Source organism: Streptococcus parasanguinis (genome assembly GCF_031582885.1).
GTDB classification, from domain to species: Bacteria; Bacillota; Bacilli; order Lactobacillales; family Streptococcaceae; genus Streptococcus; species Streptococcus parasanguinis_M.
Genome location: NZ_CP133988.1, coordinates 1,662,311 through 1,680,808, shown reverse-complemented (window position 1 = coordinate 1,680,808; position 18,498 = coordinate 1,662,311). Strand labels below are relative to the sequence as shown.

Here is an 18,498-nt window from a genome sequence, read left to right as displayed (position 1 = left end):
CAACACAGTGTCATTCTTATCAATTATGGGAGAGGGGAAAAGGCCATGCAAAAAACCTTTCAGTTGTTGCGAAGAGGAGATTTAGAGGAAGTCCGTCAGATATTGGATAAAAAGCCTGAAGAAGTCAATGCTGTTTCGGGTGACAAACCTAAAAGAGATCAGGGACAGTCGCTCCTTCAAGTCGCTATCAAATCGGGACATTTAGATATTGCAGACTTACTCATTGATAGAGGGGCAGATCTTAACTTTATCGAAGAGCCGACAGAGCTGAATCCATTTTGTCAACCGGTCCTCCAAACAGCGGGTGGACGAGCTGTATTTGACTGCAGGCGCATGATCAAACGTTGGAATGGCCAATATGAGATGTATTCGTCTAAGGAAAAAGCTGACAAGTCTTTCAAGGTTTTTGAGAAAATGTTGGAACTTGGGGCCGATATCTCTCAGAAGGACAGCCATGGTGGGACTTTGTTGCAAACTATTTTAATTGAAACCAAGGAAGTTCTGCCATCTTATTATTGGAAAACAAAAGAAACAAGCGATAATGTCCTCATAACGGATGAATTACGTCATGATTTAAATCGTATTTATGATCTATTAATTCGTTACAGTGTTACTGCGGACGAAATAGCTGTCTATCAGAACATTCCTCTCAAAGAACTTTACCAAGACAGTCCGACCATGGAGTTTTTAAATCGGTTAGATCAAAGCAGATCTTGATAAGCATTTGAATACTAGTTTGAAGAGCCTCAGGGCTCTTTTAATTTGTTCTTGATAGAGTTAGAAGCAGTAGGAAAATGTTAGACCGGATTTTCTTTAAAAAATGGATACAAATCCATGATGAAATAGAGTATACTAGTTGATGAAAGAACAAGATTTTTAAGTACCTAATTCAGGAGGGCAGTTTATGTCTCAAGAAACTTTCATCATGGCGATTGACCAGGGAACAACTAGTTCGCGGGCTATCATTTTTAATAAAAAAGGCGAGCAAGTCAGCTCTAGTCAAAAGGAATTCACTCAGATTTTTCCGCAGGCTGGTTGGGTGGAGCACAATGCCAATGAGATTTGGAACTCGGTTCAGTCGGTGATTGCTGAGGTCTTTATCGAAAGTGGCATCAAGCCAAATCAAATAGAGGCGATCGGCATTACCAATCAACGGGAGACGACAGTTGTTTGGGATAAGAACACGGGGCTTCCTATTTACAATGCCATTGTCTGGCAATCACGTCAAACGGCTCCACTGGCTGAAGAACTTAAAAACCAAGGCTATGTAGAAACCTTCCACCAAAAGACAGGTCTAGTTATCGATGCCTACTTTTCAGCAACAAAAGTTCGTTGGATCTTGGACCATGTTGAAGGGGCGCAAGAAAGAGCTGAAAAAGGAGAACTGCTCTTTGGAACCATTGATACTTGGTTGGTCTGGAAGCTGACGGATGGAGCTGCCCACGTGACAGACTATTCCAATGCAGCCCGTACCATGCTCTACAATATCAAGGAACTGAAATGGGACGATGAAATCTTAGACATTCTCAACATTCCTAAAGCCATGCTTCCTGAGGTGCGGTCAAACTCTGAAATCTATGGCAAGACAGCGCCTTTCCATTTCTACGGTGGACAAGTGCCGATTGCAGGGATGGCGGGGGACCAGCAGGCTGCTCTCTTTGGCCAATTGGCCTTTGAACCTGGGATGGTCAAAAACACTTATGGAACTGGGTCCTTCATCATTATGAATACGGGTGAAGAGATGCAGTTATCAGAGAATAACTTGCTGACGACGATTGGATATGGGATTAATGGCAAGGTCTACTATGCCCTTGAAGGATCGATCTTTATCGCTGGAAGTGCCATTCAGTGGCTCCGCGATGGCCTGCGTATGATAGACAATTCACCTGAATCCGAGGCCTATGCTCTGAAGTCCCAGAACCAGGATGAAATCTATGTGGTCCCTGCCTTTACGGGGCTTGGAGCACCATACTGGAATCAAGAGGCGCGTGGTTCTGTCTTTGGGCTTACCAGGGGAACGACCAAGGAAGACTTTATCAAGGCAACTCTTCAATCCATTGCCTATCAAGTACGCGATATCATCGACACCATGCAGGTAGATGCCAAAACTCCTATCCCTGTCCTAAAAGTAGACGGAGGAGCAGCAAAAAATGATTATTTAATGCAGTTTCAGGCAGATATTCTTGGGATTGAGATTGCCCGCGCGAAAAACCTGGAAACAACGGCTTTAGGAGCAGCCTTCCTAGCAGGTCTGACCGTAGGCTATTGGAAGGACTTGGAAGAATTAAAATCTCTTCATGGAGCAGCCCAAATCTTTGAATCCAAGATGAATGAAGCCCGTAAAGAGGAACTGTACAAGGGGTGGAAGAAAGCAGTCAAAGCCACTCAAGTATTTGCGGAATCTGATGACTAAAGGGACCCATCAAATGAATAGTTTATGAGAGAGAGTGGGACAGAAATCGGTAATTCGTTAGAATTCGATTTCGTCGTCCCACCTCCGCACAGTTGAGTAGGGCTGTAAAAGCTGATGAAATCAGCGTAGTAGAGCCCACTCAACCACTGCGTCTTGCTTGACAATCCAAAAATAATTGAGAGGCTAGGACTTTAGTCCCAACCTCATGTAGTTTTTACAGAATAGAACAGTTATCTGTTTTGGTTAAAAGCCATATTCTATTTCACTTATCACTAAATAAAAATATCATATAAATGAACTTTTTTTAAAAAATAACAGGCCAGAGTTTGACACTTTTTTCACAAAGGAGTATACTGTTAGCATAGTTTTGTCGGATATTTATAATAGACCCCATCAAAACTAGTTGTCAACCCTTGCTGTTCTGATAGGAACGTTTGCTGGTATCATTGATACCAAGGAGGAATCATATGTCTAAAGTAGCTATTGTCACAGGTGCTGGTCAAGGAATTGGTTTTGCAATCGCAAAACGCTTGGTACAAGATGGCTTTAAGGTTGGAGTATTGGACTACAATGCCGAAACAGCTGAAAAAGCAGTTGCTGAGTTGTCCGCAGAAAATGCTTTTGCAGTCGTTGCCGATGTATCCAAACAAGCAGAAGTGGCTGCAGCTTTCCAAAAAGTTGTTGACCATTTTGGAGATTTGAATGTTGTCGTAAACAACGCAGGTGTTGCGCCAACTACACCACTTGATACAATTACAGAAGAACAATTTACACGTACATTTGCTATTAACGTTGGTGGCGTGATTTGGGGTGCTCAAGCTGCACAAGCTCAATTCAAAGCGCTTGGCCATGGCGGAAAAATCATCAATGCAACTTCACAAGCAGGTGTTGTAGGTAACCCTAACTTGACTGTTTATGGTGGTACTAAATTCGCTGTGCGTGGAATTACGCAAACCTTGGCGCGTGACTTGGCGGATTCAGGCATCACTGTCAATGCGTATGCACCAGGTATCGTCAAGACTCCAATGATGTTTGACATTGCCCATGAAGTTGGTAAGAACGCAGGTAAAGATGACGAATGGGGTATGCAAACATTCGCTAAAGATATCACTTTGAAACGTCTTTCAGAACCAGAAGATGTAGCAGCAGCGGTTAGCTTCCTTGCTGGACCAGATTCAAACTACATCACAGGACAAACCATTATCGTGGATGGTGGAATGCAGTTCCATTAAGATGAAAAAAGAGGTTGGGATCAACATCCTAACCTCTTTTTTTTTATGCTATTTAGTTAATACAATGGTATCAGAAGGATCGCGATCGTCATCTTCAATAGTGAGTTGGTTACCTTCTAGTTTGTAATATTTGAGATCATCCCCTACAGTGAGAGTATGATTGTCAGCGTGAATGGTTACAGGTTTGCTTTCTTTCTCGCCATCGCTTTCAAGCTCTTCCCATGTGCCCGTCGTACCAGAAAGGGTCAGAGTGATCTGATCAGTTTCATCAGTCCCCTTGTATGTCCCATCTAGATTTTCAGGTTGGCTAGCCGTTTGAGAAGTTTTAGAGCTTGAAGCACTTGACGCGACCTGTTGTGAACTAGCAGAGCTTGCAGGTGTTTGAGCTGTCGGATTCGAGCAGGCTGCTAAAAGACCAAGAACTGCCAGTGAGGCAAGAGAAAGTGTGAATTTATTGGACAATGTCATAGGCTTGTCTCCTTTCTTTGATAATCCAAGTATAGCAGAGGATAGAGGAGAAGACAATGAAAACGAATTTTCAGAAAAATAAAATTCGCTTCATGAAGTAGGAACTCATTACCCAATTATTCGTAAATATCATTTTACTATATTGTTTTGTAGAATAGTAGAATTTTATTTGTGATAAAAAATGTAACCGTTTTCGGTTGACATTCAATTGTCTAATTAGTATAATGGGTGTGGAATAATATAAAAGGCAATGAGGCCTATGATTGCAATGGAGCAACCGTTTCAAATCATAGGTCCTTTATTGCCTTTTTTCTAATTAAATTTTATTTTGGAGGTTTTCTTATGAAGAAACATCGTCTCTTTTTCGTTTGTGGTTTAGCCTTATTTATGGTTGGGTGCCAGGCTTCTCAGTCATCCAAAACAACAGAGCCTAGTAAAGCTAAACAAGAAACAAGTGTTTCTAAGGAAGATCAAGTACTCAATCGTGGTCAGTGGGAGGATAAGCTATATAAGAAATTAAGCAATGTCATTAAAGATAATGGTAAATCTAGTTCAAAATATGATGAATCAGCAAAACCATATGCTGTATTTGACTGGGATAACACAACAGTAATCAACGACATTGGTGAAGCAACTTTTACTTATCAAATTGAAAACTTAGATTTTAAGATGACACCGGAAGAGTTAGATAAGGCTATTCGTACAAATATCCCAGAGGATAACTTTAAAGAAGATCATAACAATAAAGAAGGAAATCCTGTCAATATTGATAAGATTGCTAAGGATATCGTTTCTGATTATACTGTTCTTTATAACGAATTCAAAGGTTTCAAAGGGACTAAGAGTCTTGATGAAGTGAAACAATTAGACGAATATAAAGATTTCAGTGCTAAATTACGTTATCTTTACGAAGCAATTGGTGGAACTTTCAGTTCAGATATTTCTTATCCATGGGTTACCTACTTATTTACAGGTATGACTTCAGAAGAAGTTCAAGCCGTATCGGAAAAATCAATTGAACGTGCCTTAAAAGAAGATTTAGTTTATGAAACTTGGGTGAGCCCAGAAAGCTTGAAGGGTGAAGCTGGTCAAGTAGAAATCAAATTTAAACGTGGTGTTCGCGCAGTAAAAGAGATGCAAAATCTTTATAAGACACTACAAGATAATGGCATAGATGTTTATGTTGTTTCTGCTTCCTTCCGAGATGTTGTTGTTCCTTTTGCTACAAAGGAAAAATTTGGATATAATATTACTGAAGACCATGTTTATGGAATGGAACTCGTTAAAAATGATTCTGGTGTCATTCAATCAGAATACAATAACGACTACTTCCAAACACAAGGTGAAGGAAAAACAAAAACAATCAAGAAGTTCATTGCAGATAAACATGGCAACCAAGATCCTATTCTAATTGCTGGAGATAGTAATGGGGACTATGCAATGTTGAAAGATTTTGAAGGATTACAGATGGGAATCATCTTTAACCTATTACGGGATCCATCAAAAGGAATTGGCTTACTTTCACAGACTGCAGTAGATACATATGATAGCAAAGATGCCAAATACTTCCTACAAGGTCGTGATGAAAACAAAGGGGTTTTAGTTAAGAGTAGAGAAACAATCAAGTTAGGAACTGATGAGGCACAATTAATTAAAAAATAGGGGAGATTTATGAAGAAAATCATGTTTGTTGGTTCAGTGGGAGTGGGTAAAACAACGCTAACCCAACGATTAAAAGGATTAGATATTGAGTATTTTAAAACGCAGGCTGTTCAATTTCACGATAGTATTATTGATACGCCAGGTGAATTTTTACAACACAGACGCTATTACAATGCGTTAACAGTGACTGCAGCAGAAGCTGAAATCATTGGACTCTTAATCGCAGGAAATTCAACCATGCAAACTTTTCCTCAAGGATTTTCTTCATTATTCAACCAAGATGTGATCGGAATCATTAGCAAAATTGATTTGGTAGACTCTGAGGAGCAATTAGAATTCGCGCGCAAGCAGTTGTTAGATGCGGGTGTGAAACGGATTTTTGAAATTTCTTCAACAGAGAATACTGGAATCGATGCTTTAAAGGACTTTCTTGAGAGTGAGTAAACATGATATAATCTAAAAGGACTACTTTATCTTTCAAGAAGGAGATGTGTATGATTGTTGAACACGGAGGGAATGGACGTCTATTAGCTGAAAAAAATGGGAACTCTTCTGAAAAGTGGATTGATTTTAGTGCCAATATCAATCCGCTTGGAGTTTCTACAAGCCTCCGCCAAGTCTTAGTGGACAGTATTGATAGAATTACGGAATATCCGGATATCACCAACCAATATGAAAAGGATTTGCTGAGGGAGCATCATGGAAATCAAGATCTAGAAATCCTTTTGTCAAATGGTGCAGTTGGGTTATTTTACGAACTAGCTCAAACCTTAAAGCCGAAGAGATTACTGATTTTAAGTCCCACCTTCATGGAATATGAAAAAGCTTTTCATCAAGAAGGGACAGAAATTCTTTATCATCATTTATCAGCTCCTCATTTTACTTGGACTGTGGAAGGTCTATTATCCGATATAGCCCAATTGGAAGCTGGAGATGTTGTCTTATTGTGTAATCCTAACAATCCAACTGGCTCCCTTGCTCCAGTTGGTCACTTGCTAGAAATCGGAAAAAAATTGCTGGAACAGAATATTCATTTTATTCTAGATGAAGCTTTTATTGACTTTTTAGAAGACGAGGAAGCATATAGTTTTGTTCCGTACTTGAGTGATTTTGCAAATGCGATTGTCGTTCGCTCTCTAACGAAATTTTACGCTATACCAGGCTTACGCTTAGGCTACGCTCTAGGGATTCATCCTTGTTTAGCAAAAATTAATGAACGACGGGCTCCATGGACGATCAATGCATTGGCTCTTCAAGCCTTGCCGGTGATTTTAAAGGATCGAGATTATCAAACTCAAACTTTAAAATGGTTACAAAAGGAGAAAGACTTCCTTTATCAATCCTTGAAATCTTTTTCTGCATTAAGGATTCTAAAACCAAGTGTCAATTATATTTTCTTTCAGTATACGGGATCTAAGGATTTACGTGAAGAATTATGGCGCCATAACATTTTTATCCGCTCCTGTTCTAACTACCACAATTTAAGTAGCGATTACTACCGCATTGCGATTCGTAGTAGACAAGAGAATAGCTGTTTATTAACTGCTCTGGAAGCGATTCTTGGAGGAAAAGAAGAGTGAAGGGAACAATGATAGCATCTTGTCCAGGCTCTTGCGGAGAATTGTTTCAATGTGTGGTAGATGGTGAAGAGTTTTTGATGTCTTATGGCATTGAAAAGAAAAGTCAAGTAGTGATTGGCCCTCAAACAGGTGTCATGGAAGAAGGGCTGCGGCCTAAAATGCTGCAAGTCATCAATGAACTAACAGATCAAATAGATTTCGACTATACTTTTCAAACAGATATTTCTGTTGGGAAGGGCTATTCTAGCAGTACAGCGGATATGCTCTCGATCTTAGGAGCTTATTCTGCCTATAAATATGGAAAAGTTTCGGTTCCCTTATTAACGAGTCTTTGTTCAAAGATTGAACCAAGTGACTCCGTAGGATTTTCAGACTGGACTGTGATGAATCCTCTTGACGGTGCGATCAAATGGCAGACAAAATGGAAACCGAATCTTTATGTGTACATTCTAGAGCCAGATCAAATCGTCGATACAACGAGTTTCATAAGAATGACAGATAGTCCCTTGTATCCTGCTAAGCAATCAAAGAAATTGCTGATTGATTTTAAAACTGCCTGTGACAAACAAAATGTGAAGCTATTAGGTAAGTTGGCGACTACAAGTGCCTTGTTAAATAACAAACGGTTGCCCAAACCCTATTTAGAAGAAATTATAGAAATTACAACAGAATTAGGTTTACTAGGAGTAAATGTTGCTCATAGTGGTAGCATCGTTGGTATTCTGTTGACTCAAGATCAGCTGATTCACTTGAATAAGTTAGAAGAACGACTTTCCCAACATCCTCTGGCAAGCTATTATTCTATAAGGAATCTAAGCAAAATTATATATGATGGGCTAAAAGTGAAGAAGGTGGAGGAAATCTGTGGATAGGCAAGATGAATTAAATCAAATCCTAAAAAATATTGTACCGATTGATGCTAAAGCATTAGAAGAGGGAAAAAACTATTGTGATCGATTAGCGAAACCTCTAGGTGCATTAGGAAAAATGGAAAAAATGTATGCTAGATTATATGCGATGTTTCCTTCTGAAATCAACCTAACAAAGAAAATGGTCATGATTTATGTAGCGGATAATGGAGTTTGCGATGAAGGAATCTCCTCAAACCCTATCGAAACAACATTTATTGTAGCCAATAATATTAGAAATGGGAAAGCAGGGGTGGCTAATATTGCTGAATATGCGGGTTCAGATATCTGCGTCATTGATATTGGTTGTAAAAGCCCAATCTATCCTGATAATCCAGACCATATTCTAAATGGAACACGAAATATGCTAAAGGAACCTGCCATGACTCGGCAGGAGGCCCTAGAAGCGATTTTGGTTGGGTATAGAAGAACAGTTGAATTGATTAATCAGGGCTATACCTTATTTGGGACTGGTGAGATGGGGGTTGGAAATACCACGACATCCGCAGCAGTTATTGCCGCAACTTTGGGGCTCCCTGCACAAGAGGTGACGGGATATGGAGCGGGTGTTACGGAAAAGATGAAGGCTCATAAAACAGCAGTTATCCAAGAAGCAGTAACCAATCATGCACCTTATAGTGATATGATTGATCTGGTTTCAAAAGTTGGTGGGCTGGATATGTTGGGAATGGTTGGCACCTATCTAGCATGTGCCCAACATCAACTGCCTTGTGTCATCGATGGACTGATTTCTTTAACGGGACTCTTGATTGCTTCTCAATTAAAGAAAGAGGTTTTAGATTATTGCTTCCCATCGCATTGTTCAACAGAACCAGGATATCGAATCGTTTCTGACTACTTAGGATTATCCCCTATGCTTCAAATGAATATGCGTTTAGGAGAAGGTTCTGGCTGTCCTTTAGCTTTCTTTTTAATGGAAAGTTCTGTATATACCATAGAACATATGCCAACTTTTGAAGAAGGAAAATTGGACCGGGATGACTATGTCGATATTAGATAATAGGAATAAAGGAGGAAAATATGCAATTATATACAAAGACCGGTGATAAAGGTCTTACAAAATTAGTAGGTGGTCAAAGTGTTGCAAAGGATTCGGATCGAGTCAATGCATACGGGACTATTGATGAACTAAATACTTGGGTTGGTTATACGATTAGTAAAATGGATCCTGAAGATGAATTGAGAGACGAATTGTATCAGTTACAAAATTATTTGTTTGATTGCGGTTCAGATTTATCTACTCCACATGGTGTTTATCCATATAAAGTGGATGAAAGCCTCATCAAATGGATTGAAGAACGAATTGATACGTATGCGGATATTCCACCAGCTCTGGAAAGATTCATTTTACCTGGCGGTGATGAAATTGCTTCAATGGTTCATGTAGCAAGAACCATTGCGCGTCGTGCAGAACGACATATTGTCGCGACCATGTGGACAAATGAAATTAATAATCAAGTTTTAATTTTTGTGAATCGTTTATCTGACTATTTCTTTGCTCTTGCAAGAGTGATTAATTATCGAAAACACTGTGAGGATATTCCTTATGAAAGAGGAGCAAAAGTGTTTCACAATATTACAAAAGCAGATGTGGAGCGTTGGGCAAAGAAAAATAATAACTAGAATAAAAGCACTACCTCTAATAAAAAAATAGGGGCAGTGTTTTTTTATCTATGTCATATCTTTTTGATTAGAGGTGATAAGAAAAAAACCTCGTCTTCCCTAAAGGGAAGGACAAGGTTAGAATTCGAAAGCCAGATGTACAACAGTGTACAAATTTCGTGCTAAGCTTCATTGGTTAACAGTAGCTTTCCAAATATTGACTCTGCTTCTTTGCAGATGATGGGAACCCCATCCTTAGAAAATGATACGTACTCATACGTAGAGTCAATAGGGGAAAGCACTATTTTGGTGTATTTCCTAACTGACATCACCACCTTACATCGAGGCGTGAAATCTACTAAAATTTAAGAATAAAGACCTGACTTAAAGCTAAGCTTATCACAGTGGCGGGACCGTGTTGGATTTTCACCAAACTTCCATACTCTTAAAAGTACCAAAATCATTTCTAGTAATTTAATGATAGCACGATCTAGAAGAATCTGCAAGTATTATGATCAAAAAAAAAAATATATGTTTTTTCTTTTGCGTTGTAAGCGTTTTTATGTTATACTTTTTGTAAAGTACAAGGACGTACAATTTTAAGCAATGAAGCTATATGAAATATGCCAAAATTTATACTATTTGGTAGTGTTTCATGTGGCTTCTTTTTATGTTGTTTTAAGAGTTTCAAATGATAAAGGGGGTAAAATAAAATAAGAAACTCTGATAAGAAAGGAGAAAGAATGTATAATATTTACTACAAAACTAAAATTTTTGTCGGCAAAGGTGCTTTGGCCCAATTAGAAAACTATCATAACAAAACCATATTGGTTGTTGCTGATCCGTTTTTAAAAGAATCTGGACAGTTAGATAAAATTCTTGATTATTTAGACGCTAGTAACGATATCATAACCTTTACTGATATTGTTCCAGATCCTCCTATTGATGTTATTGTGGCAGGGATTCACGCGACTGAAGGGAAATCAATCGATATTGTCTTATCTGTCGGTGGGGGATCTGCAATTGATGCATCTAAAGCAATGTATTACTTTGCGAAGAAACAAGGGATTTTTACTGATGTGGAATTGATCTCTATCCCAACTACTAGCGGAACAGGTTCTGAAGTGACAAGTTTCGCAGTTATTACTGATGCTGAGAAAGGACAAAAGTATCCGATCGTAGATTGGGATATTCTACCGGATATCGCTATATTAGATTCCAATTTGGTGGAAACACTACCAGCTAATATTACAGCAGATACTGGTATGGATGTATTAACACATGCGATTGAGGCCTATGTTTCAAATAAAGCAACTGATTTTTCTGATGCTTTGGCTGAAAAAGCTATCAAATTAGTATTTGAATACTTGCCTCGTGCATACAAAAATGGACATGATTTAGAAGCACGTGAAAAAATGCATGTAGCCTCTACTTTGGCAGGAATGGCCTTCAACTCAGCTTCATTGGGGATTAATCATAGTATCGCCCATGCAGCTGGAGCTAAATTCCATATTCCTCATGGACGACTTAATAGCATCTTAATGCCACATATTATCCAGTATAATGCGAATGTGGCAACGACCGGTACCCGTGCTGGTAATTTGAATAAAGAAACTGCTGAAAGATATCAACAGATTGCTCGTTTATTAGGGTTGAGTGCTTCTACACCTATTCTAGGTGTAAGACAATTAGTGGATGCTGTTCGAAAACTTCAAAAGAAATTAGATCATCCGACTTCTTTAAGATCTTACGGAGTGGGAGTGGATGATTTTAATGCTCATAAACGTGAGATTGCAGAAGCTGCTTTATTGGATAAGTGTACGATTACAAATCCGAGAGTCCCTACAGTTGAAGAATTATTGAAGGTTTTAGAACAAGCTTTCTAAAAAAGTCATTTTAAATTAACAAAAATAAAGTATAAAGTCTTATTAATATAGTAGAAATGAATCTGCTAGTGAAAATTAAAATAGACATGTGAGTTCAGATTTTTTTATGAATATATGTATAATAAAAGTTCACATGATTAATTGTAATTTTTAAATTTATTTTGTTTAATATAGGCTTACTTTTATAATTTTTTAAAAGCACTAATAAGTTGTCTTGTATTGGTTTTGCATAGTACATAATTAGATATTAATGGTTCTATATTTTATAATCAATTATTTCAAATAGTTAAATTAACATACAAAAAATTAAAAGGATTAAAAAAATTTCCCTCAAATTTAAGATCTTTAATTTGACACTGTTATGTAATAATTTAATTAATAAATTTTATTGAAAGCGAATACTAAATATAGTATAATCAAATTATTTAGAATTATATTTATTGTAAAACCAATCCAGAGGTGATAATAAATGTCAGAAAAACAAAGAATGATTCAGGAATACGTTCCTGGTAAACAAGTCACATTAGCACATTTAATTGCTAGTCCTGATCCTGTTATTTTTGAAAAATTGGGGTTACAGACTGATTTTCGTGATGCTATTGGGATATTGACCATCACTCCAAGTGAGGCTGCAATTATTGCTGTGGATATAGCTACTAAAGCAGCTGGTGTACAGATTGGTTTTGTGGATCGATTTAGCGGATCTGTTGTAATGACAGGGGATGTTGCGTCAGTAGATGCATCACTCCACGCAGTATTAAATGGTTTAGAAGAGATTCTAGGCTTTTCAAGTACAGTTGTAACAAGAACATAATTTCATATGAGGGATGGAGTTTATGAAAGGCAGAATACTAATTTGTGATGATGATCCGATTATTCGCTTAGATATCAAACAAATTTTAGAACAGTCAGATTATGAAGTGGCTGCAGAAGCAAGTGATGGTTTTGAAGCTATTGAACTTTGTCAAAAACACTTTTTCGATCTAGTGATAATGGATATTAAATTACCGTTATTAGATGGTTTATCAGCAGGTAAAAAAATATTAGATGATGAATTAGCATACGGTGTGATAATTCTCTCTGCTTATAATGATGACCATTATATCAAAAAGGCAAGTTTAACTGGTGCTAGTGCTTACTTGGTAAAACCGTTGGATGCAAAGTCTTTAATTCCTACAATAGCAGTTTGTATAGAGAAAGGACGGCAACAGCAATTACTTTCGAAGGAATTAATTAAAATTAGTAAGAAGCTCGATGATCGAATTGTTTTAGAAAAGGCTAAAGGACTTTTGATGACGAGAGATAATCTTACGGAACCGGAGGCTTTTAAACAGATTCGGACAATCAGTATGCAAAAGCGTGTTCCAATGATTGAAATTGCAAAGTTGCTGTTATTGAATAATGAAGTACAATAATCAGATAAAGAAATTTTGCGAGGATAAAACAGATCTTAATGAAGCAGATATTGATTATTTGATTCGACAATCAGAGGCAGTTTTATCTAGCAAAGAGTTTATGGATAAGGACGTCTTCATTGATGTAAAAAATATTTATTCTGATCATGCAATTGTCGTTTTTCATAGAAAGCCTCATACAAAAGAGAGCTTGTATGAAAAAACAGTTGTTGGGCAGTCTGCCTTTTTAGAAAATGAACCAGGGGTTCTTCGTACACTTCAAACAGGTGTTCCTTCTGTGGGTCTTCGAGGACAATCGCAAGAAGGAGTTGCAATTGAACAGACTGTTTTTCCAATTATCAGAGGAAAAAAAGTAATTGCTACTTTAATCGTTGAAAGTGATTTTTCAAATAGCTTTTCGTCCAGCTTCTCTCTAAAGCCTTGTAAGGGGGACAATTCTTACATATTTCAAGCTCCTTCAGAATCAAGTCGAGAAGATGAAGTTTCCTTATTGGATTATGTAGAAGATGCAGTCTTAGTCTTCGATCAGGGAGGATTTCTACTTCATTGCAATCAGTCTGCTGTTATCTTATATCGAACGAAGTTAGGCTATTTGGATAGTGTTCAAGGAATGCATTATGACAATCTTTCCTTGGATGGAACTATCTTTTCCGAATTAGTAGAAGATCATTTTTCAGATAGTAATAAAACCGTCAAGTATGGGAAGCACTATTTCCAAGTGAAGTGTTACCCTAATGCTCGCAATCATCAAACGGTTATTACCATAAGGAATATCACTGAACTTCAAGAAAAAGACAAAGAGATCCAAGAAAGTGTGATGGCTTCTCGAGAAATTAATCATCGAGTTAAAAATCACCTTCAAACGATTATTTCTTTATTGCGATTGCAAGGAGCACAGGTTAAAGAATCTGGTGCGAAGGTTGCTTTCGAAGATTGTATAAACCGGATTTTCTCGATTGCTGCTACCTATGAGCTTCTTTCTAGTCAAGAACATGAGCAAATCGATCTGAAGTCCCTGATTGAAATTGTTTCATCCAATCTTCAGCGTTGCTATGCAGAAAGGCCTGATATTCAATTAAAATTGAAATTATGTGATGAAATTTATCTAGATCACAATAGAGCATCATCATTAGCACTGGTTATTAATGAATTATTACAAAATGCTTATGAGCATGCTTTTTCCAATAAAAAATATCAAAAAAATAAAAAAAATCAATGTATTCGTTTGCAAATGACGAAAAATGATGATATAATACGTATACAAGTAATTGATAATGGTAGCGGTTACAATGTCGAAACCGTAGGCCAAGAGCATCTTGGTTTAATCCTCGTTCAACGATTTGTAGATAGCAAATTATCTGGAAGAATTGTGACAACCTCAAATGATGAGGGGACGCAAGTTAAGATAATTTTTAAAGTGTGAATAATTAAAGACTAACAATGAAGTCAGTCAAAAAGCAATGACGCTTAAAGAATGCAGAAACGATGTTTCAGTGCATTCTTTAGGCGTCTTTTTTGGAGGTTTCCTATGCCGGATAAAATTTTGAGTGTTGGATTGGACCTAGGAACTGCAACTACTCAACTAGTCCTATCTGAACTTACAATTGAAAATATTGCTTCAGTATTTACAATTCCGCGAGTTTATATAACCGATAAAAAAGTCCTTTATAAGAGTGAAATTATTTTTACACCCATTTCTCACCAATCTTTGATTGAAGTTGATAAGATAAAAGACTTTGTTATTCAAGAATATAAAAAAGCAGGAATTGAAAAGCAAAATATTCAAATGGGGGCTGTGATCATTACTGGTGAAACGGCTAGAAAGGAAAATGCTAGTCAAGTTTTACAAGCCTTGAGTGGTTACGCAGGTGATTTCGTAGTTGCTACTGCGGGTCCAGATCTAGAGAGTATTATCGCAGGCAAGGGAGCGTGTGCACACCAATATTCTCAAGAACACCATACTTCCGTTGTAAATATTGATATTGGAGGTGGAACTTCAAACTTCGCTGCATTTCGCGAAGGAGATGTAATTGATACAGGTTGTTTTGATATTGGTGGTCGTTTGATCAAGATTGATCCTAATACTCTTAAAATACATTATATTTCACCGAAACTACAAGAAATTATAAAACAAGAAAATTTAAGACTGTTTTTGGATGAAATTGTAAATAGGGATGAATTGAATAAATTAATCCAAATTTTAGTGAGAGTTTTAGAAAAGGCAGTTGGGCTTGAAGTGGATGCTCCGTATTACGAGTTTTTACAAACCAACCATGGATTGCGACTCGATTATGAATTGAAATGTGTTTCATTTTCCGGTGGAGTAGCTGATGCTATTTATCAAGATTCTACTACTAATGATTTTGCTTACGGTGATATTGGTATCATATTGGGACGTGCTATTCGTCAATCAAAGATTTTTGAACAAAAGAGAGTGATCGAATCAGCCGAAACAATTCGAGCAACAGTCGTAGGTGCTGGAAGTCATACAACAGAGGTGAGTGGAAGTACCATCACTTATATTTCTAAAACTTTACCGATTAGAAATATACCTGTTTTGAAATTAGCGAAGGACGACGAGCTAGAGAGTTGTGAAAAATTAACAGAAATCATTCATGATAAATTAAAATGGTTTACCTTAGAAAATGAAGTTCAACAGGTTGCTTTAGCAATTAATGGTGAAAAAAGTCCAAGTTTTGTTAGAGTACAGGAATATGCAAGCGCTATCATAAAAGGGATGGGGGAAAGTATTCGAAAGAATATTCCATTACTTGTAGTTGTTAGAGAAGATATGGCAAAGGTTTTAGGGCAATGTTTGTTTGCTGAATTACCAAAAGATTATCCGTTTGTATGTATTGACTCAGTTGATGTCCAGAATGGCGACTACATCGATATAGGTAATCCAGTGATAGAGGGATCGGTCTTGCCGGTCGTTGTTAAAACGTTAGTTTTTAATTAAGAAAATATTAAAGGAGGAGACTTTAAATGATTTTAAAGACAAAATTATTTGGAAGAGTCTATGAATTCAAATCAGTAAAAGAAGTTCTAGCAAAAGCCAATGAATACAAGTCGGGTGACAAACTTGCTGGGGTGGCGGCTGAATCTTCTGAAGAACGTGTGGCAGCTAAAGTAGTTTTATCACAATTAAAACTATCAGATTTGTTTAACAATCCAGTTGTTCCTTACGAAGAGGATGAAGTAACTCGCATTATTATTGATGATGTAAACCTTCGAACTTATGAGAAAATCAAGAATTGGACTGTTTCTGAACTTCGTGAGTGGATTTTAGATAACAAACACCAAAATGTGGATATTCAATGGCTTTCTCGTGGATTGACTTCAGAAATGGTTGCAGCGGTTGCTAAGTTGATGACAAACTTAGACTTGATTGTTGCAGCGAATAAGATCATCATTACAAAACACGCTAATACAACCATTGGTATGCCAGGAACATTCTCTTCTCGTTTGCAACCAAACCATACTACAGATGATCCTGATGGTATTATGGCTTCTACAATGGAAGGTTTTGCCTATGGATGTGGGGATGCTCTTCTAGGATTGAACCCAGTTGATGATTCTGTAGAGAGTACAAAACGAATTCTTCATAAGTTTAATGATTTTATCGAAGAGTATAAGATTCCAACACAACACTGTGTGCTAGCTCACGTTACAACTCAGATTGAAGCAATGAACCAAGGAGCTCCAACTGGGTTGGTATTCCAGTCTATCGCAGGTTCTGAAAAAGGGAATGCGGCATTCGGTTTTGATGCAAAAGTTCTTCAGGAAGCTAAAGATACAGCTCATAAAGTTGGTACTGCAGCTGGTCCAAACGTGATGTACTTTGAAACTGGTCAAGGTTCTGAGTTGTCATCAGATGCTCACCATGGTGCTGACCAGGTAACGATGGAAGCACGTTGTTATGGTTTTGCGAAACGTTTTGATCCATTCTTGGTAAATACAGTAGTTGGATTCATCGGTCCGGAATATTTGTATGATTCAAAACAAGTTATTCGTGCCGGTTTGGAAGACCACTTCATGGGTAAACTAACAGGTATTTCCATGGGCTGTGACATTTGCTACACAAACCACATGAAAGCCGATCAAAATGACGCTGAAAATCTATTGGTTCTTCTTGGAGCAGCTAATGTTAACTACATCATGGCAATTCCTCATGGTGATGATATCATGTTGAACTATCAAACCACTGGTTATCATGAAACTGCTACGATGCGTGATCTCTTGAACAAACGTCCAATTAAAGAATTTGAAGAGTGGATGGAAAAAATGGGATTGATGAAGGATGGACATCTTACTGAAATCGGTGGAGACGGATCTATCTTTATGAAACAAAATTAGTAAGGAGGTATTGACAGTGAATGAACAAGATTTAAAAGAAATGATTCGTTCTTTGTTAAGCGAAATGGATACGGATACTGTTACAGAGCTAAAAAAGGAAGAGCAAAAGCAAGACTCCGAATTAAAGTCTCTAGAAAAGAATGGTGTTCAACCTGATAAAGAAGAAACGACTATTGAAGATGGAATTATTCCAGATATAACAGAAGTGGATATTCAGGAACAGTTTTTAGTTCCAAATGCAATTAACGAAGAAGCTTATCGTAAAATTAAAAAATTCACACCAGCTCGTTTGGGATTGTGGAGAGCAGGAAACCGTTACAAAACAGAGACAGTTCTTCGTTTCCGTGCAGACCATGCTGCAGCTCAAGATGCGGTATTCTCATATGTATCAGATGATTTTGTTAAAGAAATGGGATTCATTCCTGTTCAAACAAAAGCAGCAACGAAAGACGAGTACTTAACTCGTCCGGACTATGGTCGTGTATTCCCAGAAGATCAACAGAAAATCATTAAAGAATCTTGTAAACCAAATCCAAAAGTACAAATCGTTGTTGGTGATGGTTTGAGTTCATCAGCGATTGAAGCAAACGTAAGAGATTTCTTACCTGCCTTAAAACAAGGTTTGAAAATGTTTGGTCTAGATTTTAATGAAGTTCTTTTCATCAAACATGCTCGGGTAGCAGCTATGGACCAAATTGCTGAACTAACAGGAGCTGAGGTTATCTGTATGCTAGTAGGAGAACGTCCTGGTTTGGTAACAGCTGAATCGATGAGTGCTTATATAGCTTATAAACCAACAGTTGGGATGCCAGAATCACGTCGTACAGTAGTATCAAACATTCATAAAGGTGGAACTCCTGCAGTTGAAGCTGGTGCCTACGTGGCTGAAATTATTAAGAAGATTCTTGATAATAAGAAGTCAGGGGTAGAATTAAAATAGAAATGGGGTTTAGAT

17 protein-coding genes and 1 riboswitch are annotated in these 18,498 nt (G+C 37.6%); of the genes, 16 read left to right on the top strand and 1 reads right to left on the bottom strand.

Annotated elements, in window-relative coordinates; translation table 11 throughout:
- The first annotated feature begins 45 nt into the window (after positions 1 to 45).
- The 3 genes from RDV49_RS08070 to RDV49_RS08060 all read left to right on the top strand — a co-directional run bounded on the left by RDV49_RS08070 (position 46) and on the right by RDV49_RS08060 (position 3,645).
- Positions 46 to 717 (top strand): ankyrin repeat domain-containing protein, encoded by a 672-nt coding sequence (locus RDV49_RS08070; RefSeq protein WP_003006855.1) that lies wholly within the window; start codon positions 46 to 48, stop codon positions 715 to 717.
- A gap of 187 nt (positions 718 to 904) precedes the next feature.
- A complete protein-coding gene (gene glpK, locus RDV49_RS08065; protein WP_003006857.1) occupies positions 905 to 2,413 on the top strand; it encodes a glycerol kinase GlpK in 1,509 nt (502 codons plus the stop codon).
- Between the two features lie 467 nt (positions 2,414 to 2,880).
- The gene (locus RDV49_RS08060) at positions 2,881 to 3,645 is read left to right on the top strand and encodes a (S)-acetoin forming diacetyl reductase (RefSeq protein ID WP_003006860.1); all 765 of its coding nucleotides are present in this window, start codon (positions 2,881 to 2,883) and stop codon (positions 3,643 to 3,645) included.
- 48 nt (positions 3,646 to 3,693) lie between these two features.
- Here the strand turns inward: RDV49_RS08060 and RDV49_RS08055 are convergent, their stop codons facing one another.
- On the bottom strand, positions 3,694 to 4,113 hold the full coding sequence (locus RDV49_RS08055) for an SP_0198 family lipoprotein (protein ID WP_003006862.1): 420 nt from the start codon (positions 4,111 to 4,113) through the stop codon (positions 3,694 to 3,696).
- A 342-nt stretch (positions 4,114 to 4,455) separates the two neighbouring features.
- Between RDV49_RS08055 and RDV49_RS08050 the strand changes: the two genes are divergently transcribed.
- From RDV49_RS08050 to eutC, 13 genes are all read left to right on the top strand, one after another.
- Positions 4,456 to 5,775 (top strand): haloacid dehalogenase-like hydrolase, encoded by a 1,320-nt coding sequence (locus RDV49_RS08050; RefSeq protein ID WP_037607838.1) that lies wholly within the window; start codon positions 4,456 to 4,458, stop codon positions 5,773 to 5,775.
- Positions 5,776 to 5,784: 9 nt separating this feature from the next.
- Entirely contained in the window at positions 5,785 to 6,219 is a 435-nt protein-coding gene (locus RDV49_RS08045; RefSeq protein WP_003006866.1) for a EutP/PduV family microcompartment system protein, read from the top strand.
- 50 nt (positions 6,220 to 6,269) lie between these two features.
- The gene (gene cobD / locus RDV49_RS08040; protein ID WP_003006868.1) at positions 6,270 to 7,355 is read left to right on the top strand and encodes a threonine-phosphate decarboxylase CobD; all 1,086 of its coding nucleotides are present in this window, start codon (positions 6,270 to 6,272) and stop codon (positions 7,353 to 7,355) included.
- Positions 7,352 to 8,227, top strand: a complete 876-nt coding sequence (locus RDV49_RS08035; RefSeq protein WP_003006870.1) for a hypothetical protein — start codon at positions 7,352 to 7,354, stop codon at positions 8,225 to 8,227. The genes cobD and RDV49_RS08035 overlap by 4 nt, the downstream gene beginning before the upstream one ends.
- Entirely contained in the window at positions 8,220 to 9,284 is a 1,065-nt protein-coding gene (cobT, locus tag RDV49_RS08030) for a nicotinate-nucleotide--dimethylbenzimidazole phosphoribosyltransferase (RefSeq protein WP_003006872.1), read from the top strand. The genes RDV49_RS08035 and cobT overlap by 8 nt, the downstream gene beginning before the upstream one ends.
- A gap of 20 nt (positions 9,285 to 9,304) precedes the next feature.
- On the top strand, positions 9,305 to 9,907 hold the full coding sequence (locus RDV49_RS08025) for a cob(I)yrinic acid a,c-diamide adenosyltransferase (protein ID WP_003006874.1): 603 nt from the start codon (positions 9,305 to 9,307) through the stop codon (positions 9,905 to 9,907).
- 299 nt (positions 9,908 to 10,206) lie between these two features.
- Positions 10,207 to 10,352: riboswitch (adenosylcobalamin (AdoCbl) riboswitch) on the bottom strand.
- Positions 10,353 to 10,629: 277 nt separating this feature from the next.
- The gene (locus RDV49_RS08020) at positions 10,630 to 11,772 is read left to right on the top strand and encodes a 1-propanol dehydrogenase PduQ (RefSeq protein ID WP_003006876.1); all 1,143 of its coding nucleotides are present in this window, start codon (positions 10,630 to 10,632) and stop codon (positions 11,770 to 11,772) included.
- 469 nt (positions 11,773 to 12,241) lie between these two features.
- Positions 12,242 to 12,586 (top strand): BMC domain-containing protein, encoded by a 345-nt coding sequence (locus tag RDV49_RS08015; RefSeq protein ID WP_003006878.1) that lies wholly within the window; start codon positions 12,242 to 12,244, stop codon positions 12,584 to 12,586.
- A gap of 22 nt (positions 12,587 to 12,608) precedes the next feature.
- Positions 12,609 to 13,187 (top strand): ANTAR domain-containing response regulator, encoded by a 579-nt coding sequence (locus RDV49_RS08010; protein ID WP_037607841.1) that lies wholly within the window; start codon positions 12,609 to 12,611, stop codon positions 13,185 to 13,187.
- Positions 13,174 to 14,610, top strand: coding sequence for a sensor histidine kinase (locus tag RDV49_RS08005; RefSeq protein ID WP_003006882.1), 1,437 nt, complete (start codon positions 13,174 to 13,176; stop codon positions 14,608 to 14,610). The genes RDV49_RS08010 and RDV49_RS08005 overlap by 14 nt, the downstream gene beginning before the upstream one ends.
- 105 nt (positions 14,611 to 14,715) lie before the next feature.
- Complete coding sequence (eutA, locus tag RDV49_RS08000; protein WP_037607843.1) at positions 14,716 to 16,146, top strand: ethanolamine ammonia-lyase reactivating factor EutA; 1,431 nt, start codon at positions 14,716 to 14,718, stop codon at positions 16,144 to 16,146.
- A 26-nt stretch (positions 16,147 to 16,172) separates the two neighbouring features.
- On the top strand, positions 16,173 to 17,543 hold the full coding sequence (locus tag RDV49_RS07995) for an ethanolamine ammonia-lyase subunit EutB (protein ID WP_003006886.1): 1,371 nt from the start codon (positions 16,173 to 16,175) through the stop codon (positions 17,541 to 17,543).
- A 16-nt stretch (positions 17,544 to 17,559) separates the two neighbouring features.
- Entirely contained in the window at positions 17,560 to 18,483 is a 924-nt protein-coding gene (gene eutC, locus RDV49_RS07990; RefSeq protein ID WP_003006888.1) for an ethanolamine ammonia-lyase subunit EutC, read from the top strand.
- Positions 18,484 to 18,498 lie beyond the last annotated feature (15 nt).

Bases quoted from the DNA above. Each gene is read 5' to 3' on its own strand.
- RDV49_RS08070 (WP_003006855.1), top strand. From the start codon at position 46: ATGCAAAAAACCTTTCAGTTGTTGCGAAGAGGAGATTTAGAGGAAGTC.
- glpK (WP_003006857.1), top strand. From the start codon at position 905: ATGTCTCAAGAAACTTTCATCATGGCGATTGACCAGGGAACAACTAGT.
- RDV49_RS08060 (WP_003006860.1), top strand. From the start codon at position 2,881: ATGTCTAAAGTAGCTATTGTCACAGGTGCTGGTCAAGGAATTGGTTTT.
- RDV49_RS08055 (WP_003006862.1), bottom strand. From the start codon at position 4,113: ATGACATTGTCCAATAAATTCACACTTTCTCTTGCCTCACTGGCAGTT.
- RDV49_RS08050 (WP_037607838.1), top strand. From the start codon at position 4,456: ATGAAGAAACATCGTCTCTTTTTCGTTTGTGGTTTAGCCTTATTTATG.
- RDV49_RS08045 (WP_003006866.1), top strand. From the start codon at position 5,785: ATGAAGAAAATCATGTTTGTTGGTTCAGTGGGAGTGGGTAAAACAACG.
- cobD (WP_003006868.1), top strand. From the start codon at position 6,270: ATGATTGTTGAACACGGAGGGAATGGACGTCTATTAGCTGAAAAAAAT.
- RDV49_RS08025 (WP_003006874.1), top strand. From the start codon at position 9,305: ATGCAATTATATACAAAGACCGGTGATAAAGGTCTTACAAAATTAGTA.
- RDV49_RS08020 (WP_003006876.1), top strand. From the start codon at position 10,630: ATGTATAATATTTACTACAAAACTAAAATTTTTGTCGGCAAAGGTGCT.
- RDV49_RS08015 (WP_003006878.1), top strand. From the start codon at position 12,242: ATGTCAGAAAAACAAAGAATGATTCAGGAATACGTTCCTGGTAAACAA.
- RDV49_RS08010 (WP_037607841.1), top strand. From the start codon at position 12,609: ATGAAAGGCAGAATACTAATTTGTGATGATGATCCGATTATTCGCTTA.
- RDV49_RS08005 (WP_003006882.1), top strand. From the start codon at position 13,174: ATGAAGTACAATAATCAGATAAAGAAATTTTGCGAGGATAAAACAGAT.
- eutA (WP_037607843.1), top strand. From the start codon at position 14,716: ATGCCGGATAAAATTTTGAGTGTTGGATTGGACCTAGGAACTGCAACT.
- RDV49_RS07995 (WP_003006886.1), top strand. From the start codon at position 16,173: ATGATTTTAAAGACAAAATTATTTGGAAGAGTCTATGAATTCAAATCA.